The following is a 22,972-nucleotide window of genomic DNA, read 5'->3' as shown; positions in this document are numbered from 1 at the left end:
AGGGAACCATGACACGTAATCGTACAAAAGTGTGGGATCTAAATTACGTCACTGTAATTATGTCGCAGACCACTAAGGCAGAGACACAAGAAGAGGCCGACGAGCCCGAGGAATCCGCGGCCGAAGAGCCTGAAGAACCCGAGCCTGAGGAACCGGAGACTGAGGTAGAGCCCGAGAAGCCCGGGCCGCAAGTGGCAGAGCTAACCACACGAGGGTGGCGATCTCGGCTGAGCAAGCTAAGGCGCAGGTCGGAGCGATAGCAGCGCAGCCCGCATGCAGAACTGGCATGCTGAAGGGCGTGACCGACCCGTTTGCCGGAGCACAGCCGCCGTATCCGCCGGCTAACTACGTGGACCCGGCGGCGCCCTATGGTCGACACCCCGTCACAGGCGAGCCGCTGTCGGACAAATCGAAGGTGGTCGCCGGTCTTCTCCAGCTGATCGGTCTACTCGGGATCGCCCGAATCGGCCGCATCTACCTTGGCCAGATTGGGCTCGGAATCGCACAGTTGATCGTGGGTTTGGTCACCTTCGGGCTGGGCGCCGCAGTCTGGGGCGTCGTCGACTCCGTGCTGATACTCACCGACAAGGTGCGCGACCCGCAGGGCCGCCCGTTGCGAGATGGAACCTAGCCCGGCGCTACCGCAGCGGCGCCGCATCTACGGCGCGCTGGGCACTGGCGCGCTGCTGACAGGCGCCCTTGGCTACGTCGGACTCGTCGACCCGCACAACGAAAACTCGCTATTTCCCGCCTGCCCCTTCCGGCTGCTGACCGGCTGGGACTGCCCCGCGTGCGGCGGGCTTCGCATGACCCATGACGTATTGCACGGCAACCTCGTCCAGGCCGTCACCGACAACGTGTTCCTCCTAGTCGGAATCCCGATCCTGGCGGTATGGATCCTGGTCCGCCGCCAGCGCCGGGAAACAGTGCTGCCAGTGCCGGCGATTGTGACAATCGTGGTCGCAACCATGGCCTGGACCGTGTTGCGCAATCTGCCCGGTTTCCCACTGGTTCCGACGCTATTCACCGGGTAGCTCAGGCACCACGACTATGCTTTGTCGTCGTGGCGAGACGCGGCAAGATCGTCTGTACTCTCGGCCCGGTCAGCAGCACTGACGAGCAAGTCAGGGCGCTGGTCGAGGCCGGAATGGACGTGGCCCGAATGAACTTCAGCCACGGCGACTACAGCGATCACAAGGCCGCGTACGAACGTGTTCGCGCCGCCTCGGATGCCACGGGTCGCGCCGTCGGTGTGCTCGCCGACCTGCAGGGCCCCAAGATCAGGTTGGGGCGCTTCGCCGAGGGCCCGACCTACTGGGCCAACGGCGAAACGGTGCGGATCACGGTTGCTGACTGCCAAGGCACTCACGACCGGGTGTCGACGACCTACAAGCAGCTGGCCAAGGACGCCGCGCCCGGCGACCGCGTCCTGGTCGACGACGGCAAGGTCAGCTTGGTAGTGGAACACACCGAGGGTGACGACGTGGTGTGCACCGTCACCGAGGGCGGCCCGGTCAGCAACAACAAAGGAATGTCGCTGCCCGGGATGAACGTGTCTGCTCCGGCGTTGTCGGACAAGGACATCCAGGATCTTGAGTTCGCTTTGGACTTGGGCGTCGACATGGTGGCGCTGTCGTTCGTGCGCTCGCCGTCCGACGTGGAGCTGGTCCACGAGGTGATGGACCGGGTCGGTCGCCGGGTGCCGGTGATCGCGAAACTCGAGAAGCCGGAAGCCATCGACAATCTCGAAGCCATCGTGTTGGCGTTCGATGCCGTGATGGTGGCTCGCGGCGATTTGGGCGTCGAGCTTCCGCTCGAAGAGGTCCCGCTCGTGCAGAAGCGGGCCATCCAAATGGCCAGGGAGAACGCCAAACCCGTCATCGTCGCGACCCAGATGCTCGACTCGATGATCGAGAACTCACGACCGACGCGGGCGGAGGCCTCCGACGTCGCCAACGCTGTGCTCGACGGCGCCGACGCGCTGATGTTGTCCGGCGAAACCGCGGTCGGCAAACACGCATTGGCGGCCGTCCAGACTATGTCGCGCATTATCTGTGCGGTCGAAGAGAATTCGACAGCGGCTCCGCCGCTGACCCATGTCCCTCGCACCAAGCGGGGCGTGATCTCCTACGCCGCCCGCGACATCGGCGAACGGCTCGACGCCAAGGCGCTGGTCGCGTTCACCCAGTCCGGTGACACCGTGCGGCGACTCGCCAGACTGCATACCCCGCTGCCGCTGCTCGCGTTCACCGATCTGCCCGAGGTGCGCAGCCAACTGGCGATGACGTGGGGCACCGAGACGTTCATCGTCCCGCACATGCAGTCCACCGACGGCATGATCCGCCAGGTCGACAAATCGCTGTTGGAACTCGGTCGCTACAAGCGCGGCGATCTCGTCGTCATCGTCGCCGGCGCGCCACCGGGCACCGTCGGGTCAACCAACCTGATCCACGTGCACCGCATCGGCGAGGAAGACGTCTAAGTACCCAGTGTCCGACTTCGACGAGCTGATGAAGGTGCTCGACCTCCATCCCATGGGCGACGACGTCTTCATCGGGTCCCATCCCAGCAAGAACCCGCCGCGCACATTCGGCGGCCTGTTGATGGCGCAATCGTTCGTCGCGGCCAGCCGCACCCTGAACCGCGACCTGCCGCCCAATGCGCTGTCCGTTCATTTCATCAACGGCGGCGACACCGCCAAAGACATCGAATTCCGGGTGGTGCGGCTGCGCGACGAACGCCGCTTCGCCAACCGGCGGATCGACGTGATGCAGGACGGAACGCTGTTGGCCTCCGGGATGATCTCCTACCTGGCCGGCGGACGCGGCCTCGAGCACAACGTCGAACCACCCGACGTCGCCGACCCGGATACGTTGCCGCCCATCAAGGAACTCCTGCGTGGCTACGAAGACACCGTTCCGCTGTTCGTCAGTGCGCTGCAACCGATCGAGTGGCGCTACACGAACGACCCCTCCTGGGTGATGCGAGACAAGGGCGAGCGGCTGGACTACAACCGGGTCTGGGTGAAAGCCGACGGTGTGCTGCCCGACGATCCCGTACTGCACACCGCGACGATGTTGTACTGCTCGGACACGACGGTGCTGGACTCGATCATCACCACCCACGGCCTGTCGTGGGGATTCGACCGGATCTTCGCCGCCACCGTCAATCATTCGGTGTGGTTTCACCGTCAGGTCAGTTTCGACGACTGGGTGCTCTATTCCACCTCGTCGCCGGTTGCAGCGGATTCCCGCGGGCTGGGCAGCGGTCATTTCTTCGACCGCTCCGGCCGTGCCGTCGCCACCGTGGTGCAGGAAGGCGTCGTGAAGTATTTCCCCAGTTCGCGGCGATAGGTGCGACGGTGACTGGCCGGCAACGATCCGGTTGCGACGCGCGGTGTACTGGTATGGCTATCAGGGTCAGAGCGTAACCTTCTGGGTACTCCCAACGAGGTCAGGACGACGACACAGAGCAAACCGGAGGTGGGTGTGAACGAGTCGTCGGTCGACGTCCAACCCAGACTCCGGGCCAGCGAGCGGGTCGTCGTCCACGTCAATTCTTCGGCGGCCCGGTGGATCAGCGCACTGGCCTTGCTGAGCGCGGCATGCTGGCTGATCACCCTTGTGGTGCGCGACCACCGGCATGCCGACTGGGAGCCCGCCGGCCGGCTGGCATGGTCGCTGACCGTGCTGGCTGCGGTCGCGTTGATCGCCCGTGGGATCTTCCTGGGCCGCCCGGTGACGGCCAAGCACGCGATCGTGGCGGCTCTGATGCTGGTCACCGGAGTTGCCGCGCACGTGTTGTCCTTCGATCTGTTGGGCGACTTGCTGATCGCGGGGACGGGCCTCGCGCTGATGTGGCCGACATCGGCGCGTCCGCAACCAGAGGAACTGCCGAGAGTGTGGTCGCTGATCAACGCCACGGCCGGTGACCCGCTGGCGCCGTTCGCCATGCAGGTCAACAAGTCCTACCACTTCAGCGGCGACGGTAAAGCGGCGCTGGCCTACCGCACCCGCGTCGGATTTGCGGTAGTCAGCGGTGACCCGATCGGGGACGAAACCCAATTCCCGCAACTGGTCGCCGATTTCACGGCCATGTGTCATACCCGCGGCTGGCGAATCGTGGTGTTGGGTTGCAGCGAGCGACGGCTTGAGTTGTGGAGCGATCCGGCTGTGGTGGGACAGTCGCTGCGGCCGGTGCCGATTGGTCGCGACGTCGTCATCGACGTGCAGGATTTCGAGATGGTCGGGCGCAAGTTCCGTAACCTGCGTCAAGCCGTCAAGCGCACCCACAATTTCGGCGTCACCACCGAGATTGTCGCCGAGCAGGAGCTCGACGAGAAGCGGCTCGCGGAACTGGTCGAGGTGCTGCGGGCATCACCCAGCGGCGCGCACACCGAACGTGGATTCGCGATGGCCCTGGACGGCGCTCTGGAAGGCCGTTATCCGGGCGTGCAGTTGATCATCGCCAAGGATGCTTCGGGCCGGGTGCAGGGCTTTCACCGCTATGCGCTTGCTGGCGGCGGCAGCGATGTCAGCCTCGACGTGCCGTGGCGCCGCCGCGGCGCTCCCAACGGAATCGACGAGCGGCTCAGTGTCGACATGGTGTATGCCGCCAAAGATGCTGGGGCGCAGCGATTGTCGCTGGCCTTTGCGGCGTTTCCGGAGATCTTCGACGAGAAGAATCGCAGTTGGATGCAGAGCATTGTCTACCGGCTGATCCACTTGGGCGATCCGCTGATTGCGCTCGAGTCGCTCTACCGCTATCTGCGTAAGTTCCACGCATTGGGCGATCGCCGCTACGTGCTGATCAGATTGACCCAGGTTATTCCCCTGCTGTATGTGCTTTTGACGCTGGAGTTCATGCCGCGACGCCGTCGGCTCTAGGGTGTGGGCGTGAGCGTGACGCTCAACCGGTCCTGGACGTTTTCGCGGAACTGATCCGCGCATTGCTGCTGGCGAATGCGATTTGAGCCGGCCCGGTCCAGACAGTCGAAATAGTTGTCGCCGCCGACGTCTTTCCACAGCGCTATCCATATGGCGGCGAACGCAAGTCCGACGACGATGCCCACGATGCCGAGCACGATGCCTGCGATTGCGACCCCACCGTTGTTGGCTTCGCCGCGCTTGACTCGCGCCCACCCGAGGAATCCCAGCACCGTCGCGACGAGTCCGAGCACGACGCCGCCGAATACCGACCAGACGAAGAGCAGGCCGACGATAGCCAATACCAGCGACGCGATGCCCAGCCCGTTCTTCGGGATGGCGGATGGCGGGGGATAGCCGTAATAGGGCGGCGGCGGTGGATAACCGCCGGGATAGCCGCCCGGCGGATACAGATATGGGTGCGGGTACGCCGGCGGGGGATTTTCCGGCGGCTTGTCGGGGGACTCGGTCATGGCTTGCTCTCCAGATCGGGCGCCGTGGACGATTGCCAGCCAGGGTACCTGCCCGCCTCGACGCGCAGCTCTGGACAACGAATGCCGTTGGGCAGGTGGTGAGTAGCCACCACGACCGTTCGCTCAGCACTGATGAGACCGCCATCGGGGTCGAGCAGGCCGCGCAAAATGGGTTCGGCGTCAGCGGCATCGAGGTGCTCGGTCGGCTCGTCGAGCAGCAGGATCCGCGCAGGCGAGATCATCGCCCGGGCCAGCAGGAGGCGTCTGCGCTGGCCGGCCGACAGCGCGTGCGCGCCGCCGGACAACACCGTCGCCAGGCCGTCGGGAAGACTGGCCAGCCACTCACCGAGGCCCACCCGTCGCAGCGCCGCCACCAGTTCGTCGTCGCCGCAGTCGCCGCGGGCGACCAGTAAATTGTCCCGGACGGTGGTGGCGAAGATGTGTGCATCCTCTGCGAAAAACATGACAACGCTGCGTAATTCGCTTTCGTCCAGCTCGTCCACGGCTGTGCCGCCGAGTGTGACCTCCCCGTTGAGCGGCGGCAGCAGCCCCGCAAGGGTCATCAGCAACGTCGTCTTGCCGGAGCCGCTGGCACCGGTAACCGCCAGCCGGCACCCCGGCGACAGATCGATACCGGGGGCGCGCAGCCGGCAGCCCGTGGCCGGTCGCGGCGATTGACTCGGTGGGGGCGGCTCGTCGGGTACCAGGCCGATGAGCCGCCGCGCCGCGAGCCGCGACCGGGTGAACTGGACAGCGGCAGCCGGAAGCGGCCCAATCGCCTCGAAAGCCGACAGCGGCAACAACATCAGAATGGCCAATGTCGTCGGTGCAACAGCGGTTGCCATCCCGATCCCCGCCACCGCGGCACCCAACACGCTGATCCCGATCGCGGCGGTGGGGATGGCCTCGGCGGCGGCAGCCGGCCTGGCCGCGGCGTCGATGGCGTTCCCCCAATCACGTTGCCGGCGTTGAGAGTCGGCGATCACCTCCGGCAGGGTTCCGCCGACACGCAGCTCGGCCGCGTGCTCGAGGGCCAGCATGGCGGACACGTCGCGCTCGGAATGGTGTTGCCGCGCAATGGCTTCCTGTGTGGCCGCGGCCCGCGCGGCCAGCCACGGCCCCACCACGCCCGCAACCAGCAGGCAGACGGCCATGATCGCGGCCGCCGCTCCCGAGATGACAGCGACGACGGTGGTCGCCGCGACCGCCAGTACCGCCGCGACGCAGATCGGCAGTAGGGCGCGGACCAACACGTCGGCCAACTGGTCGACGTCAGCGCCGACGCGCGCCACCAGTTCACCGCTGTGCAGCCGGGTGGCGACATCGGCCGGGCCGTGCGCCAGGCGGGAGTAGATTTCTGCGCGGGCCCTGCCGGCCGCACGCAACGCGGTGTCGTGGCTGGCCAGCCTCTCGCAATAGTGCAGTACGCCACGGGAAATCGCGAACGTTCGGACAGCCACCACCGCGACCGAGAGGTCCAGGACCGGCGGCATCTGCCAGGCCCGGGTGATCAGCCAGGCAGACACCCCGGCCAGTGCCAGCGCACTGCCAAGCGAAAGTACGCCCAGCGTGACGGCCAACAGCAGGCGCGGCAGCCGTGGACGCAGCAGCTTCACCGCGACAAGCAATGGGTCAGACCTGGGCATGGCACTACCTGCCCACCTGGACGACCCGGTCACCGATCCCGACGACCTGCTCGCGGTGACCCACGACCACCACGGTCGCGCCGGCGCGGGCCCGCTCGACAATCGCCCGCAGCACCGCGGCTTCGGTTGCGGCATCCAGGTGTGCGGTGGGCTCGTCGAGCAGCAGCACCGGCGCCCGCGTGCCGAGCGCACGGGCCAAGCCGACGCGTTGCCGCTGACCCAGCGAGAGCCCAACCCCACCACGCCCGATCCGCGTGCGCATGCCGTCGGGCAGCTCGGCCAGCACGGAGTCGAAACATGCCGCGGCACAAGCGGCCTCGATGTCAGCCAGGTCGCCGAACAAGCGCAGGTTCTCGGCGATGGTTCCGAGCACCAGCACCGGGCGCTGCGGCAACCAGGACAGCTGCCGCCACCACCTCGCCAGATCCAGATCGGCGACGTCGATGCCGGCCACGGTGACGCGGCCCGCGCTGGGTGCCGTGATACCGGCAATCACTTGCAGCGTGGTGCTCTTGCCCGCGCCGTTGGGCCCTGTCAGCACCGTCACCCGGCCCGGCTCGATCACCGCGCTGAGATCATGTGGGCACTGGCCGTCGCGGCCGGTCACGCTGAGATTCTCGATGCGAATTGCTGCGCCGTGTGCATCGACGGTCCGAGTGCCTGACGCCGCCGTCGGTGAACCCTCGATCAGCGCGAAGGCTTTGTCCGCGGCGGCCCGGCCATCCTGAGCGGCATGGAATTCCACCCCGATGCGCCGCAGCGGCCAGTAGACGTCGGGGGCCAGCAACAACACGGTGAGGCCCGCGGTCAGGCTAATTCCGCCGAACACCAGCCGCAAACCGATACTCACCGCGACCAGCGCGACACCCAGCGTGGCCAGTAGTTCCAGCACCAGCGCCGAAAGAAACGCAATGCGCAGCGTTGCCATCGCCGACCGCCGGTGTGCCGCGGCCAGTTCCGCGATGCGCCGCTCAGGGCCGGCGGCCCGGCCCAATGCCCGCAGGGTGGGAATGCCGGCGATGAGATCGAGTAGCCGGGCCTGCAGCGTGGTCATCGCGGCCAGCGCGGCTGCCGAGCGCTGAGCGGTGGCCAATCCGATCAGCACCATGAAAATCGGGATGAGCGGCAACGTGATCAGCACGATCACCGCGGATCTCACGTCGTACAGCGCGACCACGACGACGCTGGCCGGGGTCAGGATCGCGGCCAGCAGTAGCGCAGGGAGATACGCGGTGAAGTACGGTCGCAACGCGTCGAGGCCACGGGTCAACACCGCTGCGGTGGCGTCGCGCTGTGCCGCCAGTTGCCTAGGCTGCCGGGCCGTCACCGCGGCGAGTACCCGCCCGCCGAGGTCGGCGATCGCGGCACTGGCGCCGCGCTGTCCCAGCCGCGCTTGCAGCCATTGCGCGGCACTGCGAATAGCCCACAGCGCCAGCAGAATCGACAGCATCGGCATCCACTGCTGAAGACCACGCGCACCGGGTTCGGTGATCACCCGGGAAACGATGTGCGCCAGCACAATCGCCGAAGCGAGCGCACAGCCGGAGATCACCACGCCGCAGGCCACGGTGGCGACAAGAAAGCGCCGCAGCACCGCAGTCCCGCGCCACAATCGCGGGTCCAGCGGCGCCCGGCTGCTCATGCTTCCGACGCTCTTCGCGCCAGACCGGTCGGCGGTGGAATGCGATCGGCCGAGATCCGCTGTCGGAACACCCAATACGTCCATGCTTGGTAGGCCATCGCCAACGGGGCGAAAATCACCGCCGCCCACGTCATGATCGTCAACGTATACGGCGTCGATGACGCGTTGTCGATCGTCAGGCTCCACGATGGATCCAGTGTCGACGGCACCAGATTGGGATACAGCGCGCCGAACAGCAGCACCACCACGGCCGCCACAACAAGCGCGACACAGCAGAACGCCCAGCCCTCCCGCTTGCGCGTGGCCACCACCGCCACGGCCGCCGCTTGCGTGACCACCGCAACCGCGAGCACCAGCCAGGTCCAACCCTTGCCGTAAGCCAGTTGCGTCCAAAGCCCAAAGGCGGCAAAGAGTCCCGTCGCCGGCAGCGACAACCACAGCGCAAACCGCAACGCGTCGTCTCGGATCGAACCCGATGTCTTCAGCGCAATGAACACCGCCCCGTAGAACAGGAACAGCCCGGTGGTGGCCAGGCCGCCCAGCACCGTGTAGGTGTTGAGCACATCGACGAACGACAGCCGGACCTGATGGTCGGCATCCACCGGGAGGCCGCGGACCAGAGCCGCGAACGCCACACCCCACAGCAGCGCGGGCAGCCACGACCCGGCCGCGATACTGACGTCGGCCCAGCGGCGCCACGTCGTGTCGTTGATCTTGCCGCGCCATTCGATCGCGACCGCGCGCAGGATCATGCCTGCAAGGATCACCAGCAGCGGCACGTAGAGCGTGGAGAACACCGTCGCGTACCAGCCGGGAAAAGCCGCGAACATCGCACCGCCCGCAGTGATCAGCCACACCTCGTTGCCGTCCCACACCGGGCCGATGGTGTTGAGCGCGGCGCGGCGCTGCATTTCCGGATCGCCGCCGCCCAGGTGCGCCAGCGGCTCCATCAGCATGCCCACGCCAAAGTCGAAGCCTTCCAAGATGAAGAACCCGAGGAACAGCACCGCGAGCACGCCGAACCACAGCTGGTGAAGCGCCACGGGTCAACTCCTTTCGGGTCTCAATACGCGAACGACAGTGGTGCCACCTCGTCGACGGCCGGCGGGGCGGGCGGTGCCGGTTCCGCGTCGTGCTCCAACGGTCCTTCGGCGACATAGCGTTTCAGTAACCAGAACCAGATGACGGCCAGCACCGCGTAAACCAGAGTGAATGTCACCAGCGAGCCGACCACCATTCCGGGCGCGTGGTGTGACACGCCCTCGGCGACGAGGAGACGGACCTGCTGGTCGCCGGTGGGGTTAGGCACGACGATCCAGGGCTGGCGGCCCATTTCGGTGAAGACCCAGCCGGCGCTGTTGGCCAGGAACGGCGTGGGAATGGTCAGCAGCGCCAGCCGGGCGAACCATCGCTGATCGGGAACCCGGCCGCGGCGGGTCAACCACAGTGCGGTCGCCGCAAACAACAAGGGGACAGCCAGCAGCCCGATCATCGCCCGGAAAGACCAGTAGGTGACGAACAGGTTGGGCCGGTAGTCGTTTGGTCCGAACCGCTCCTGGTTGTCCCGCTGGATGTCCCGAACACCTTGCAGCGTCACGCCATCGAATCGGCCTTCAGCCAAAAACGGCAGGACATAGGGCATCTCGATCACGCGGGTGAGAGCGTCGCAGTTGTTCTGCCTGCCGACGGTCAGGATGGAGAAGTCCGGATCGGTCTGCGTGTCGCACAACGATTCCGCGGAAGCCATCTTCATCGGCTGCTGGTGGAACATCAGCTTGCCCTGCGCGTCGCCGGTGAAGAACAATCCGACCCCGGCGGCCAGCGCCACCAGGCATCCCAAGATGGTCGCCGGGCGATACATGCGTCGCGCATCGTCGTCCGTCGCCCGCACCATCCACCACGCGCACACCGCCGCAATGAACGTTCCCCCCGTCAACAACGCACCGGCGACTGCGTGCGAAACCGCTGCCTGCGCAGTGTTGTTCGTGAACAACGCCATGATGCTGGTCAGCTCGGCACGTCTGGTAAGCGGATTGTAGTGCGCGCCAACCGGATGCTGCATGAACGAGTTCGCGGCGATGATGAAGAACGCCGACACGTTCACCGAGATCGCCACAATCCAGATGCAGGCCAGGTGAACCAGCCGCGGCAGCCGACTCCAACCGAAAATCCACAACCCGATGAACGTCGACTCGAAGAAGAACGCGGCCAGGCCTTCCATGGCCAGCGGTGCGCCGAAGACGTCGCCGACGAAGCGTGAGTACTCGCTCCAGTTCATCCCGAACTGGAATTCCTGCACGATGCCGGTGGCCACGCCGATGGCGAAGTTGATCAAAAACAGCTTGCCGAAGAACTTGGTGAGCCGATACCAGGCGTCGTTGCCGGTGATGACCCACACGGTTTGCATGACGGCGATCAGCGGCGCCAGGCCGATTGTGAGCGGCACGAAGATGAAGTGGTAGACGGTGGTGATACCGAACTGCCACCGCGACACGTCGACGACGTCCATCGGCCATCTCCCGAGACTGCGGGGGTGTGCTGCTGCGACTTACTACGACGCAGTGTAGTAGACCAGGTGGTGGTGATCTACCACGATGTCGCGGAGATCACCGGGCGCGCTCAGATCGCGCCCGGTGCCTCACCCGAGAACGCGTTGGTCAGCTCTTTGGAGGCCCGACGGATTCCGAACGACGACGCGATCTCGAACACGCCGATCACGACAAGCCAGATGCCGACGACCATTGTCAGCACTGCCAGGGATTCGAAAGGCGATGCGAGCATGACGATGCCGGCCAATAGGCTGACCACCCCGATGAATATTTCCCATCCGCGTCCGGGCAGAGCTGGGTCACTGATCGCCGACACCGTCGTCGCCACACCGCGGAAAATGAAGCCCACGCCGATCCAGATGGCCAGCAGCAGAATCGCGTAACCCTCACCGAAGTGCCGGAAGCACAACACCGCCAAAACCAGTGAGGCTGCCCCGCTGATGAACAAGAGCACTCGCCCGCCGGCGGAGATGTGCAAGCTGAAAGCGAACACGACCTGGGCTACCCCAGTGATGAGCAGATAGACACCGAAAAGGATTGCGGCGGCGACGATGCTATCGCCCGGCCAGACAAAGATCAGGACGCCGAGAATCAACGCAAGGACGCCTGATATCAGGGTCGACTTCCACAGATGCGGCAGCAAATTTGGGACAACATTAGGTTGCATGCGCGAAGTTTCCCACAAATCGGATGTCGATGTGGGGTTTGCCGGGACTGTCAGACGCCGGCCGGTTGTGACGCCGCGGCGCGCCGTCCGCCGGAGTCGGCATCTGGTCTGCGGCCGACCAGATACCAGGTGCGCATCACGCCCTTGCCCTTGACGGCGACGTCGCCGCGCTCCTCGAGCAGGAAGTCGTTTTTGAGCCGCTCGTACACCGGCTCGGGCACCTGGATGCGCCCGACCGCGTCGGTGGATTCCATTCGCGAGGCGACGTTGACGGCGTCGCCCCACACGTCGTAGAAGAACCGGCGGGAACCCACGACGCCGGCGACGACGGGCCCGGTGGCCAAGCCGATGCGCAGCGGAACCGGGCGGCCCTGCGGGTCTTTCAAATCGGCCACCGCGTCCTTCATGTCCAGCGCAAGCTGCGCAAGAGCCTCGACGTGGTCGCGGCGCGGCCACGGCACACCGCTGACCACCATGTAGGAGTCGCCGCTGACTTTGATCTTCTCCAGCCGGTGTTTGTCGACCAGCGTGTCGAACTCGGTGTAGAGCCGATCCAAAAACCGAACCAGCTCAGCAGGATTGGTGTCGCTGGCACGCTCGGTGAAGCCCGCGATGTCGGCGAACAGCACGGACGCTTCGTCGTACTTGTCGGCGATGACGTTTCGCGCGGGGTCCTTCAGCCGGGCCGCGATGCTGGTCGGCATGATGTTGGCCAGCAGTGTCTCGGAGCGTTCGTACTCCGCTTCCATGACCGCTTCGGCGCGGGCGATCTCGCGCAGCGCGTACCACACCGTCGCGACGACCATGATGCACGCGGAAGCAATCGTGACGATGAATCCCGTCGTCTGCGCCCAGGCCGGTTGGACGCCGGTGTCATACGGGACCAAGAACTGGACGGTGATTGCCAGCGCGGCCCCGACGCCCGCCAGCGTCGCCGCCAGAATGATGTGCTCAATGCCGAGCGTGAGTACCACGAGTGTGGCGGCGACCAGGAAGTAGTACTGCAGGCCCGAGCCGGTGCCTACGGTCCAGCAGAGGAGGAAGATCGTTGCGTACCCGAAGCCCACGAAGGTCAGCGGCGCGACGAGTTCGCCGAAGCGGTACAGCATCGGGGTCATCACATAGATTGCCGCGACGACCAGTTGGAAGATGGGGATCCACGGAGCGGTGTGAACGCTGAAGAGTTCGAGGATTGCGAAGCCCACGAGGATGGCCGCGCCTATCCATGCGGTGATTTTGAGTACCCGCAGGCGCCGCGAGACGCTGTCGACATAGTGCTGCGTGCGGGCGCGCGATTGAGTCCGCACTGCTGCGACACAGTCCGGCTTTCGGGAGGATCCCGCTGTCCAGTCCGGCGGCGCACCGCACTTCTTAGCCGCCACGGCAAAAGCCTAACCGTCCTCCAGCGGACTGGTCAGCCACTCCGACATGCGATGGTCGGATAGTGACCCGTTGGGCATGATGTGGCGCACCAGGCGTCCGCCGCGGGTGGCCAGGTCCGCGATCATCCGGCGGTGGCAGCGCCACCACGTCGGCTCGCCACACATGATGGCGACGTTTCGGCTATCGGCATCCTGCAGGAGCCGCTGGTATGCGGCCTGGAATTCGGGCGTACGGGTGTGGGCGGCGTAGTTGGCGAACTGCTGGTTTTCCCACCATCGGTCCCGCGGTACCGGGTGCTCGGGCGGTTTGCGACGGCCACCGAGGCCGGGTTCGTGGCGGTAGTCGACGCCCGCCTTGGCCAGCCAGTCGGGCATGACCTGTTTCGAGACGTCGGGGTTGCGCCGTGAGCCGGGGAAGCTGCGCACATCGACCAAGAGGTCGATGTCGTGTTGGCGGAGTGAGGCCGCGAGCTCGTCTGCGGTTTTGGCGCCGTGGCCGATGGTGTACAGCACTGGTGGTGAGTGCCCTCGGTGAGATTCGAACTCACACTGTACGGGTTTTGAATCCGTTTCCTCTGCCAGTTGGGATACGAGGGCGTGGTTTCTACGGCCTCCCACCATAGAGGATGCGTGCGATCGCGCCGTGTCTCAACCCCGCGGTCACGGAACGCGGCCACCCGCTGACACAATGGCGGGCATGACCGGCCCAACGACCGATGCCGCTGCTCCGGCCCCGCGCCGAGTCCTGATCGCCGAGGACGAGGCCCTCATCCGGATGGACCTGTCCGAGATGCTGCGTGAGGAGGGCTACGACATCGTCGGCGAGGCCGGCGACGGCCAGGAGGCGGTCGAATTGGCCGAGCAGCTCAAGCCCGACCTGGTGATCATGGACGTGAAAATGCCGCGACGCGACGGCATCGACGCCGCATCGGAGATCGCGAGCAAACGCATCGCGCCGATCGTGGTGTTGACGGCGTTCAGCCAGCGGGATCTGGTGGAGCGCGCCCGCGACGCCGGCGCGATGGCCTACCTGGTGAAGCCGTTCACCGCCAGCGACCTGGTCCCGGCGATCGAGCTGGCGCTGAGCCGGTTCAGCGAGATCAGCGCGCTCGAACGGGAAGTGGCGACGCTGTCCGACCGGCTGGAAACCCGCAAGCTCGTCGAACGGGCTAAAGGTCTGCTGCAGGCCAAGCAGGGCATGACTGAGCCGGAGGCGTTCAAGTGGATTCAGCGGGCCGCGATGGACCGCCGCACCACGATGAAGCGGGTGGCCGAAGTGGTCTTGGAGACGCTGGATACCTGACCGCGATCAGACGTAAAAGCCCCCAGAACACCGGCGTGTCGGGGACTTTCGCGTCTGCTCGCCGTTACTTGGCGACGATCACCGACGAGCCGTGGCCGAACAGGCCCTGGTTGGCGGTGATACCGACCTTGGCGCCCTCGACCTGCCGGCTGGTGGCCTGACCGCGCAGCTGCCAGGTGAGCTCGCAGACCTGGGCGATCGCCTGCGCGGGGATGGCCTCGCCGAAGCAGGCCAGCCCGCCCGACGGGTTGACCGGGACACGGCCGCCGATCGTCGTCGCCCCGCTGCGCAGCAGGCCCTCGGCCTCACCCTTGGGACACAGTCCTAGATGTTCGTACCAGTCCAGCTCCAAGGCGGTGGACAGGTCGTAGACCTCGGCCAGGCTCAGATCCTCCGGCCCGATACCGGCTTCGGCGTAGGCGGCGTCGAGGATCTGATCCTTGAACACCCGCTCCGGTGCAGGCACGACGGCCGTGGAATCCGTTGCGATATCAGGCAATTCGGGCAGGTGCTGCGGGTAGCGCGGCGTGACCGTGCTGACCGCCCGCACCGACGGCACACCATCCAGTGAGCCGAGGTGCTGACGGGCGAACTTCGCGCTGGCCACGATCAGCGCCGCCGCGCCGTCGGAGGTGGCGCAGATGTCCAGCAGCCGCAGCGGGTCGGCCACCACCGCGCTGGCCAGCACGTCGTCGATCGACACTTCCTTGCGGTAGCGGGCATTCGGGTTCTGCAGACCGTGGCGCGCGTTTTTGACCTTCACTTGCGCGAAGTCCTCGAGTGTGGCGCCGTACAGATCCATCCGGCGTCGCGCCAGCAACGCGAAATACACCGGGTTGGTGGCCCCGATCAAATGGAACCGCTGCCAATCCGGGTCGTTGCGGCGCTCACCGCCGACCGGTGCGAAGAACCCCTTCGGCGTGGTGTCGGCGCCGATCACCAGAGCGACGTCGCAGAAACCGGCCAGGATCTGGGCGCGGGCGCTCTGCAACGCCTGCGAGCCGCTGGCGCACGCCGCGTAGCTCGAGCTCACCGGGACGCCGTTCCACCCGAGTTTCTGCGCAAACGTCGATCCGGCGACGAAACCCGGATAGCCGTTGCGGATGGTGTCCGCGCCGGCCACCAGCTGGACCTGCCGCCAGTCCAGGCCGGCCTCGGCCAACGCCGCGCGGGCGGCAACCACCCCATATTCGGTGAAGTCGCGACCCCATTTACCCCACGGATGCATGCCCGCGCCGAGAATGTAGACCGGCTCAGTCACGCGATCCTCCAGCCGTAGACGATCCGCTCGACGCCGTCGCCGTCGACAAATAGCGGCATGGTGGTCAGTTCCATCTCCATGCCGACCTTCAAGTCGGCGGCCAGTGTGCCGTCGACCACCTTGCCCAGCACAATCAGCCCTTCCTCAGCCAGTTGCACCGCGGCGACAGCGAACGGCTCGAACGGATCAGGCGAGGGGTACGGCGGCGGCGGGGCGTAGCGGTTTTCGGTGTAGCTCCACAGCGTGCCGCGCCGCGACAGCGCGACCGGCTCCAGCAGGTCGCCGTCGCACGCGGGGTTCGGGCAATTGTTGGCGCGCGGCGGAAACACATAGGTGCCGCACTGCGGGCATTTGGCGCCGATCAGATGCGGCGAACCAGAGTCGTCGGTCGCGAACCAGCCGTCGACGGCCGGTTCCTGGCGGATAGCTGCAGACACCCGGCCAGCGTACCGAGAACAGCGGCGAAACTGAAACGTGTTCCAGTTTTGCGGCGGTGGACTCGACGTCGGAGCCGATGCCTAGAGTTGAAGCCGTGAGCCCAGCGAAGACCGCAAGCGCCAAGACGCAACCCGGCCAGGCCGCTGACGGCAAGCCGACGTTGATGCTGCTGGACGGCAATTCGCTGGCGTTCCGGGCGTTCTACGCGCTGCCGGCGGAAAACTTCAAGACCGCCGGCGGGCTGACCACCAACGCGGTCTACGGGTTCACTGCGATGCTGATCAATCTGCTGCGCGACGAACAACCGACGCACGTCGCCGCCGCGTTCGACGTGTCGCGGCAAACGTTCCGCTCGGACCGCTACCCCGAGTACAAGGCCAACCGCACGTCGACCCCCGACGAGTTTCACGGCCAGATCGACGTCACCAAGGAAGTTCTTGCCGCGCTGGGCATTACCGTGCTCGCCGAACCCGGTTTCGAAGCCGACGACATCATTGCCACGCTGGCCACCCAGGCCGAAAAAGACGGCTACCGGGTGCTGGTGGTCACAGGCGACCGTGACTCGCTGCAACTGGTCAGCGACGACGTGACGGTGCTCTACCCGCGCAAAGGCGTGAGCGAGCTGACCCGGTTCACCCCGGAGGCCGTCGTCGAAAAATACGGGTTGACACCTAAGCAATATCCCGATTTCGCCGCGCTGCGTGGTGATCCCAGCGACAATCTGCCCGGCATCCCCGGCGTGGGGGAGAAGACGGCGACCAAATGGATCGCCGAATACGGCTCGCTGCAAGAGCTGGTCGACAACGTCGACACCGTCAAAGGCAAAGTGGGCGACGCATTGCGGGCGCATCTGGCCAGCGTGGTGCGCAACCGCGAACTCACCGAGCTGATCCGAGAGGTGCCGCTGGCGCAGACACCCGACACGCTGCGCATGCAGCCCTGGGACCGCGACCAGATCCACCAGCTGTTCGACCACCTGGAATTCCGGGTGCTGCGCGACCGGCTGTTCGAGACGCTGGCGGCCGTCGAGCCCGAGGTCGACGAGGGATTCGACGTGCGCGGCGGCGCGCTGGAACCCGGCACGGTCGGGCAGTGGCTGGCCGAGCACGCCGGCGACGGGCGGCGGTCCGGGCTGGCGGTGGTGGGCACCCACGTGGCCTACGACGGCGACGCAAGCGCGCTGGCCATCGCCGCCGCGGACGGCGACGGCGCCTACGTCGACACCGCCACCCTGACTCCCGACGACGAGACGGCGCTGGCCGCCTGGCTCGCCGACCACGACAAGCCGAAGGCGTTGCACGAGGCAAAGCTGGCCATCCACGACCTGGCCGGCCGCGGCTGGACCCTCAACGGCGTCACGTCCGACACCGCCCTGGCCGCTTACCTGGTGCGGCCCGGCCAGCGCAGCTTCACCCTCGACGACCTGTCGCTGCGCTACCTGCGCCGCGAGTTGCGCGCGGAAACCGCTGAGCAGCAGCAACTTTCGCTGCTGGATGATAGCGATGGCGTCGACGACCAGGCCGTCCAGACCACGATTCTGCGGGCCCAGGCGGTCGCCGACCTGGCCGACGCGCTGGACGCCGAACTGGCCCGCATCGACTCGCAGGCCTTGCTGGCCGAGATGGAGTTGCCGGTGCAGGGCGTGCTCGCGGGCATGGAAGCCGCCGGCATCGCCGTCGACCTCGACCGGTTGACCGAGCTGCAAAGCCAATTCGGCGACCAGATCCGCGACGCCGCCGAAGCGGCCTATGCGGTGATCGGCAAGCAGATCAACCTCGGCTCACCCAAACAGCTTCAGGTCGTGCTGTTCGACGAGCTGGAGATGCCGAAAACCAAGCGCACCAAGACCGGATATACCACCGATGCCGACGCCCTCCAGTCGCTGTTCGACAAGACCGGCCACCCGTTCCTGCAGCATCTGCTCACTCACCGCGACGTCACCCGGCTCAAGGTCACCGTCGACGGGTTGCTGAATGCCGTTGCCGCCGATGGACGTATCCACACCACGTTCAACCAGACCATCGCGGCGACCGGGCGGTTGTCGTCGACAGAACCGAACCTGCAGAACATCCCGATCCGCACCGAGGCCGGCCGCGAGATCCGGGACGCGTTCGTGGTGGGCGCGGGCTACGGCGAGCTGATGACCGCCGACTACAGTCAGATCGAGATGCGGATCATGGCGCATCTCTCGCAGGACTCCGGGCTGATCGAAGCGTTCCGCACCGGCGAGGACCTGCACTCGTTCGTCGCGTCCCGCGCATTCGGCGTGCCGATCGAGGAGGTCACCGGCGAACTGCGACGCCGCGTCAAGGCGATGTCCTACGGGCTGGCCTACGGGCTGAGCGCCTACGGTCTGTCGCAGCAGCTGAAGATCTCCACCGAGGAAGCCAAGGAACAGATGGACGCCTACTTCGCCCGTTTCGGCGGCGTCCGCGACTATCTGCACGCCGTCGTCGAGCAGGCCCGCAAGGACGGCTACACCTCGACGGTGCTGGGCCGGCGGCGCTACCTACCCGAGCTGGACAGCAGCAACCGCCAGGTCCGCGAGGCCGCGGAGCGGGCCGCGCTCAACGCGCCCATCCAGGGCAGCGCCGCCGACATCATCAAGGTGGCGATGATCGAGGTGGACAAGGCGCTCAAGGCGGCGCGGCTCAAGTCACGGATGCTGCTGCAGGTGCACGACGAGCTGCTGTTCGAGGTGGCCGAGGGGGAGCGGGACCAGCTTGAGGCGCTGGTGCGCGACAAGATGTGCGGCGCCTATCCGCTCGACGTGCCGCTGGAGGTATCGCTGGGCTACGGCCGCACCTGGGACGCAGCGGCGCACTGACCATGCGCCCGGTCAAGCGCAGTCGTGGCCGCCCGGCCGGCTCCCGGGTGAATCCCGACGAGCGACGCGCCGCGCTGCTCGACGCGGCCGAACAGGCGATCCGCGCCAAGGGGGCATCGGTGGGCCTGGGCGACGTCGCCGCCGAGGCCGGGTTCGTCCGGTCCGCGGTGTATGCCATGTTTCCCAACCGCGACGCGCTACTGGCGGCGTTGAGTCAACGCACCGCGCAGCGCCTGCTCGGTGAAATCACCACGCGCGCAGCCGGTTCCACCGACCTTCGGCAGCGGATGGCGTTGTTCTTCGACGTGATCTGCGCGTGGATGCACGACGAGCCCAACCTCTGCCGCGCGTTGAGCGGCGACCCGTCGACCAGTGTCTTCGAGCAACTCGGTGCCGCGGTTGAGCAGATGCTGGCGACGGCGTTCGACTCCGACCACGCCCGGCTGGCGGCCGCTCCCTGGTCGCGGGCCATCGTGGGATCCGCGGTGGCCGCCGCCGAGTGGTGGTGCCGCACCGGGGCGATGTCGCGGGCCGCGCTCGTCGAGCACCTCACGGCCCTGTGCTGGGACGGCGGCGCCGCGCTGCCGTTCAAAGCCGAAGACATTCGAGGTATTGACAGCGGCATGGCATAATAGACAGACTGTCTTTTATGGTCCTGGCGGACGTTCAAATCCCCTCGCGGTATTGGGAGAGCATCGTCGGCGAATGCGACGTCGACGTGACCGAAATCACCGGCACTTTGCCCGACGGCCTCATCGGCACCCTGTACCGCAACGGATCCGGCCGTTGGAACGTCGGATCCTCGGAGGTGGAAAGCATTTTCGACGCCGACGGCATGGTCAGCGCATTCGTGCTCGACGGTTCGGGGGTGTGCTTCCGCAACCGGTTCGTGCGCACCAAGCACTACCTGAGGTCGATGGCGGCCGGGCGCCTGGTGGATCGCGGCTTCACCCATCAGCGCCGCGGCGGCGTGCTGCGCAACGCGCTGCGACTGCCGGCCAACACCGCCAACACCAGCGTCATGGTCAACCCGGGCCAACTGCTGGCGTTGTGGGAGGGCGGACGGCCTCATGAGCTGGACCTCGACACCCTGGCCACCCGCGGACTGTGCGACCTCGGCGGGGTGCTCAAAGGGCCGGTCCGGGCATATTCGGCGCACTACACCTACGACCCGATCGCCAACACCAGGGTCAACTTCGGGTTCGACCCGTACTTCCCGCGCATCGATGTCCGCCGGATGCGGCTGCGTGACCTGCTTGCAGAGGCAGTGCCCCGGGTGCGCTTGCGGCTCTACGAGACCGGCGCCGACGGCGTGACCCGCTATCTGCGCGCCGTGCCGCTGCCGGGGATGGGCGTCGTGCACGACATGGCGCTGACGCAGCGCTACGCGATCTTCGTGGTGTCACCGCTGCGGATCAACCCGTGGGCGCTGACCGGATACCAATCCTATTGGGATTCCATGCGTTTCAAGCGCGATACGCCGTCGTACTTCGTGCTCGCCCCTCGCGACGGAAGCCGGATCCGGGTGGTCGAGACCGATCCGTTCTACCACTGGCATTTCACCAACGCCCACGACGACGGCGACGACGTCGTCGTCGAACTGCCGCGGTTCGCCCCACAGACCTACGACGGGATGAAGAACTACACCGCGCACATCCGCTCGGACATCGCGCAAATTGACGGCTACGGAGCGATCGAGGACGCGGTGGTTCTGACCCGGTTCCGCATCACCCCGTCGGGCCGGGTGACACGAGAGCCGCTGGCCGACTTCGGCTGCGAGTTTCCGCAGATCGACCAGCGGCGCTCCACGCTGCCGCACACGGTGTCCTACGTGGCCGTGCAGGACCCGGGCCGGTTTCAGGGCCAAGGTGTCGCGCGGGTCGACCAACACACCGGCGCCGTCCAGGCCTACTGCCCGGCCGGGCACATGCTGGTGGAGCCGACGTTTGTGTCCCGGCCGGGCGGCATCGCGGAGGACGACGGCTGGCTGCTCACCGTCGGGTATGACGAATCGCAGCATCGCAGCAGGTTGATCGTCCTCGACGCGGCACATGTGGACGACGGGCCGATCGCCGAGGCGTGGCTGCCATTCCACGTGCCGATGAGCTATCACGGCGTGTTCACCAGCCGAGTGGCCCGCCGGGTGACCCGCTAGCCGCCTCTGACGTCGGCGAATGGAACGTCACAGCGAATTCCGACCCGGAATTTCGCCTTGACGTTACGGTCGGCGCGCGACACCAGTTGAGCAGGCCAAGTTTGGCCAGCGTGTGCACAGTCGAGTAGCCTCGACGGGTACTAAACACCTGTCCCTACGACCCAACCTGTCCGGAGCAACCCCCCATATGCCGAGTCCCACCGTCACCTCGCCCCAAGTAGCCGTCAACGACATCGGCTCGAGCGAGGACTTTCTCGCCGCCATCGACAAAACAATCAAATACTTCAACGATGGCGACATCGTCGAAGGGACCATAGTCAAGGTTGACCGGGACGAGGTCCTGCTCGACATCGGCTACAAGACAGAAGGGGTCATCCCCTCCCGCGAGCTGTCCATCAAACACGACGTCGACCCCAACGAGGTGGTGTCCGTCGGCGACAAGGTCGAGGCCCTGGTTCTCACCAAGGAGGACAAAGAGGGCCGGCTGATCCTGTCCAAGAAGCGCGCACAGTACGAGCGGGCGTGGGGCACGATCGAGGAGCTCAAGGAGAAGGACGAGGCCGTCAAGGGCACCGTCATCGAGGTCGTCAAGGGTGGCCTGATCCTCGACATCGGGCTGCGCGGCTTCCTGCCCGCCTCGCTGGTCGAGATGCGCCGCGTGCGTGATCTGCAGCCGTACATCGGCAAGGAGATCGAAGCCAAGATCATCGAGCTGGACAAGAATCGCAACAACGTGGTGCTGAGCCGCCGCGCCTGGCTGGAGCAGACCCAGTCCGAGGTGCGCAGCGAATTCCTCAACCAGCTGCAGAAGGGCGCCATCCGCAAGGGTGTGGTGTCGTCGATCGTCAACTTCGGCGCGTTCGTCGACCTCGGCGGTGTGGACGGCCTGGTGCACGTCTCGGAACTTTCCTGGAAGCACATCGATCACCCGTCCGAGGTGGTGCAGGTCGGCGACGAGGTCACCGTCGAGGTGCTCGACGTCGACATGGACCGCGAGCGGGTTTCGTTGTCGCTCAAGGCAACTCAGGAAGACCCGTGGCGGCACTTCGCCCGCACCCACGCCATCGGCCAGATCGTGCCGGGCAAGGTCACCAAGCTGGTGCCGTTCGGCGCGTTCGTCCGTGTCGAGGAGGGCATCGAGGGTCTGGTCCACATCTCCGAGCTGGCGGAGCGCCACGTCGAGGTGCCGGACCAGGTGGTCGCGGTCGGCGACGACGCGATGGTGAAGGTCATCGACATCGACCTGGAGCGTCGCCGGATCTCGTTGTCGCTCAAGCAGGCCAACGAGGACTACACCGAAGAGTTCGACCCGGCCAAGTACGGCATGGCCGATTCCTACGACGAGCAGGGCAACTACATCTTCCCGGAGGGCTTCGACCCCGAAACCAACGAGTGGCTCGAAGGTTTCGAAAAGCAGCGCGCCGAGTGGGAGGCCCGCTACGCCGAGGCCGAGCGGCGGCACAAGATGCACACCGCGCAGATGGAGAAGTTCGCCGCCGCCGAGCACGCCGAGGCCGAGCACGGTTCCGGCCCGGCCAACGGGTCGTCAGACGACGATCAGTCCAGCGGCGGTTCGCTGGCCAGCGACGCGCAACTTGCCGCGCTGCGGGAGAAGCTCGCCGGCAGCGCCTAGTTCTTGGTCGCCGAGATTGACGTTTTGCAGAAAAAGTGCGAGTAATTCGCGGCAAAAAGTCGATCTCGGTG

At 66.2% G+C, this 22,972-nt stretch carries 20 protein-coding genes and 1 tRNA gene; 10 read left to right on the top strand and 11 right to left on the bottom strand.

Annotated elements, in window-relative coordinates:
• The first annotated feature begins 286 nt into the window (after positions 1–286).
• From AWB95_RS03690 to AWB95_RS03670, 5 genes are all read left to right on the top strand, one after another.
• The gene (locus tag AWB95_RS03690) at positions 287–631 is read left to right on the top strand and encodes an NINE protein (protein ID WP_062540843.1); all 345 of its coding nucleotides are present in this window, start codon (positions 287–289) and stop codon (positions 629–631) included.
• Positions 621–1,034: a DUF2752 domain-containing protein gene (locus tag AWB95_RS03685; RefSeq protein ID WP_062540842.1), complete on the top strand. Its 414-nt coding sequence runs from the start codon at positions 621–623 to the stop codon at positions 1,032–1,034. The genes AWB95_RS03690 and AWB95_RS03685 overlap by 11 nt, the downstream gene beginning before the upstream one ends.
• A 29-nt stretch (positions 1,035–1,063) precedes the next feature.
• Positions 1,064–2,482, top strand: a complete 1,419-nt coding sequence (gene pyk / locus AWB95_RS03680) for a pyruvate kinase (RefSeq protein ID WP_085167661.1) — start codon at positions 1,064–1,066, stop codon at positions 2,480–2,482.
• 28 nt (positions 2,483–2,510) lie between these two features.
• Positions 2,511–3,353, top strand: a complete 843-nt coding sequence (locus AWB95_RS03675; protein WP_084707210.1) for an acyl-CoA thioesterase II — start codon at positions 2,511–2,513, stop codon at positions 3,351–3,353.
• A gap of 81 nt (positions 3,354–3,434) precedes the next feature.
• Positions 3,435–4,886 carry a bifunctional lysylphosphatidylglycerol flippase/synthetase MprF gene (locus AWB95_RS03670; RefSeq protein ID WP_099539712.1) on the top strand — a complete coding sequence of 484 codons (1,452 nt, stop codon included), beginning with the start codon at positions 3,435–3,437 and terminating at the stop codon, positions 4,884–4,886.
• On the opposite strand, the gene AWB95_RS03665 is transcribed toward AWB95_RS03670, so the two are convergent.
• From AWB95_RS03665 to AWB95_RS03625, 9 genes are all read right to left on the bottom strand, one after another.
• Positions 4,883–5,398, bottom strand: a complete 516-nt coding sequence (locus tag AWB95_RS03665) for a DUF4190 domain-containing protein (protein WP_139818452.1) — start codon at positions 5,396–5,398, stop codon at positions 4,883–4,885. The two genes, AWB95_RS03670 and AWB95_RS03665, sit on opposite strands and share 4 nt — an antisense overlap.
• Positions 5,395–7,044 carry a thiol reductant ABC exporter subunit CydC gene (gene cydC / locus AWB95_RS03660; RefSeq protein WP_062540840.1) on the bottom strand — a complete coding sequence of 550 codons (1,650 nt, stop codon included), beginning with the start codon at positions 7,042–7,044 and terminating at the stop codon, positions 5,395–5,397. The genes AWB95_RS03665 and cydC overlap by 4 nt, the downstream gene beginning before the upstream one ends.
• A 4-nt stretch (positions 7,045–7,048) precedes the next feature.
• Positions 7,049–8,686 carry a thiol reductant ABC exporter subunit CydD gene (gene cydD / locus AWB95_RS03655; protein ID WP_084707209.1) on the bottom strand — a complete coding sequence of 546 codons (1,638 nt, stop codon included), beginning with the start codon at positions 8,684–8,686 and terminating at the stop codon, positions 7,049–7,051.
• Positions 8,683–9,729, bottom strand: coding sequence for a cytochrome d ubiquinol oxidase subunit II (gene cydB, locus AWB95_RS03650; protein ID WP_062540839.1), 1,047 nt, complete (start codon positions 9,727–9,729; stop codon positions 8,683–8,685). Before cydB ends, cydD begins: the two co-directional genes overlap by 4 nt.
• A 20-nt stretch (positions 9,730–9,749) precedes the next feature.
• Entirely contained in the window at positions 9,750–11,195 is a 1,446-nt protein-coding gene (locus AWB95_RS03645) for a cytochrome ubiquinol oxidase subunit I (RefSeq protein ID WP_062540838.1), read from the bottom strand.
• A gap of 110 nt (positions 11,196–11,305) precedes the next feature.
• On the bottom strand, positions 11,306–11,902 hold the full coding sequence (locus AWB95_RS03640; RefSeq protein ID WP_373280793.1) for an HdeD family acid-resistance protein: 597 nt from the start codon (positions 11,900–11,902) through the stop codon (positions 11,306–11,308).
• 50 nt (positions 11,903–11,952) lie between these two features.
• Entirely contained in the window at positions 11,953–13,284 is a 1,332-nt protein-coding gene (locus AWB95_RS03635; protein WP_062540837.1) for an adenylate/guanylate cyclase domain-containing protein, read from the bottom strand.
• A 9-nt stretch (positions 13,285–13,293) separates the two neighbouring features.
• On the bottom strand, positions 13,294–13,797 hold the full coding sequence (locus AWB95_RS03630; RefSeq protein WP_062540836.1) for a DUF488 domain-containing protein: 504 nt from the start codon (positions 13,795–13,797) through the stop codon (positions 13,294–13,296).
• A 10-nt stretch (positions 13,798–13,807) separates the two neighbouring features.
• Positions 13,808–13,881: transfer RNA gene (locus AWB95_RS03625), tRNA-Leu, on the bottom strand.
• Positions 13,882–13,981: 100 nt separating this feature from the next.
• On the opposite strand from AWB95_RS03625, the gene AWB95_RS03620 reads away from it, so the two are divergent.
• Positions 13,982–14,587, top strand: coding sequence for an ANTAR domain-containing response regulator (locus AWB95_RS03620; protein ID WP_099539717.1), 606 nt, complete (start codon positions 13,982–13,984; stop codon positions 14,585–14,587).
• Positions 14,588–14,651: 64 nt separating this feature from the next.
• On the opposite strand, the gene AWB95_RS03615 is transcribed toward AWB95_RS03620, so the two are convergent.
• On the bottom strand, positions 14,652–15,860 hold the full coding sequence (locus AWB95_RS03615) for a lipid-transfer protein (RefSeq protein WP_269745753.1): 1,209 nt from the start codon (positions 15,858–15,860) through the stop codon (positions 14,652–14,654).
• Complete coding sequence (locus AWB95_RS03610) at positions 15,845–16,285, bottom strand: Zn-ribbon domain-containing OB-fold protein (RefSeq protein ID WP_062540834.1); 441 nt, start codon at positions 16,283–16,285, stop codon at positions 15,845–15,847. The genes AWB95_RS03615 and AWB95_RS03610 overlap by 16 nt, the downstream gene beginning before the upstream one ends.
• Positions 16,286–16,449: 164 nt before the next feature.
• Here AWB95_RS03610 and polA point away from each other — a divergent pair, with 164 nt between their 5' ends.
• From polA to rpsA, 4 genes are all read left to right on the top strand, one after another.
• Positions 16,450–19,113: a DNA polymerase I gene (gene polA, locus AWB95_RS03605; RefSeq protein ID WP_099539716.1), complete on the top strand. Its 2,664-nt coding sequence runs from the start codon at positions 16,450–16,452 to the stop codon at positions 19,111–19,113.
• Between the two features lie 2 nt (positions 19,114–19,115).
• Positions 19,116–19,745 (top strand): TetR/AcrR family transcriptional regulator, encoded by a 630-nt coding sequence (locus AWB95_RS03600; RefSeq protein ID WP_062538304.1) that lies wholly within the window; start codon positions 19,116–19,118, stop codon positions 19,743–19,745.
• Between the two features lie 17 nt (positions 19,746–19,762).
• A complete protein-coding gene (locus AWB95_RS03595) occupies positions 19,763–21,268 on the top strand; it encodes a carotenoid oxygenase family protein (protein WP_062538303.1) in 1,506 nt (501 codons plus the stop codon).
• 187 nt (positions 21,269–21,455) lie between these two features.
• Positions 21,456–22,901: a 30S ribosomal protein S1 gene (gene rpsA, locus AWB95_RS03590; RefSeq protein WP_062538302.1), complete on the top strand. Its 1,446-nt coding sequence runs from the start codon at positions 21,456–21,458 to the stop codon at positions 22,899–22,901.
• Positions 22,902–22,972 lie beyond the last annotated feature (71 nt).

Source organism: Mycobacterium celatum, from assembly GCF_002101595.1.
Lineage (GTDB): Bacteria > Actinomycetota > Actinomycetes > Mycobacteriales > Mycobacteriaceae > Mycobacterium > Mycobacterium celatum.
Note: the sequence above shows the minus strand (reverse complement) of the source record. Positions and strands in the feature narration are given on the sequence as shown.

Excerpts from the sequence above, each read along its gene's own strand:
- AWB95_RS03690 (WP_062540843.1), top strand. The coding sequence starts at position 287 with ATGCTGAAGGGCGTGACCGACCCGTTTGCCGGAGCACAGCCGCCGTAT.
- AWB95_RS03685 (WP_062540842.1), top strand. The coding sequence starts at position 621 with ATGGAACCTAGCCCGGCGCTACCGCAGCGGCGCCGCATCTACGGCGCG.
- AWB95_RS03675 (WP_084707210.1), top strand. The coding sequence starts at position 2,511 with ATGAAGGTGCTCGACCTCCATCCCATGGGCGACGACGTCTTCATCGGG.
- AWB95_RS03665 (WP_139818452.1), bottom strand. The coding sequence starts at position 5,398 with ATGACCGAGTCCCCCGACAAGCCGCCGGAAAATCCCCCGCCGGCGTAC.
- cydC (WP_062540840.1), bottom strand. The coding sequence starts at position 7,044 with ATGCCCAGGTCTGACCCATTGCTTGTCGCGGTGAAGCTGCTGCGTCCA.
- cydD (WP_084707209.1), bottom strand. The coding sequence starts at position 8,686 with ATGAGCAGCCGGGCGCCGCTGGACCCGCGATTGTGGCGCGGGACTGCG.
- AWB95_RS03645 (WP_062540838.1), bottom strand. The coding sequence starts at position 11,195 with ATGGACGTCGTCGACGTGTCGCGGTGGCAGTTCGGTATCACCACCGTC.
- AWB95_RS03640 (WP_373280793.1), bottom strand. The coding sequence starts at position 11,902 with ATGCAACCTAATGTTGTCCCAAATTTGCTGCCGCATCTGTGGAAGTCG.
- AWB95_RS03620 (WP_099539717.1), top strand. The coding sequence starts at position 13,982 with ATGACCGGCCCAACGACCGATGCCGCTGCTCCGGCCCCGCGCCGAGTC.
- polA (WP_099539716.1), top strand. The coding sequence starts at position 16,450 with ATGCTGCTGGACGGCAATTCGCTGGCGTTCCGGGCGTTCTACGCGCTG.
- AWB95_RS03600 (WP_062538304.1), top strand. The coding sequence starts at position 19,116 with ATGCGCCCGGTCAAGCGCAGTCGTGGCCGCCCGGCCGGCTCCCGGGTG.
- AWB95_RS03595 (WP_062538303.1), top strand. The coding sequence starts at position 19,763 with ATGGTCCTGGCGGACGTTCAAATCCCCTCGCGGTATTGGGAGAGCATC.
- rpsA (WP_062538302.1), top strand. The coding sequence starts at position 21,456 with ATGCCGAGTCCCACCGTCACCTCGCCCCAAGTAGCCGTCAACGACATC.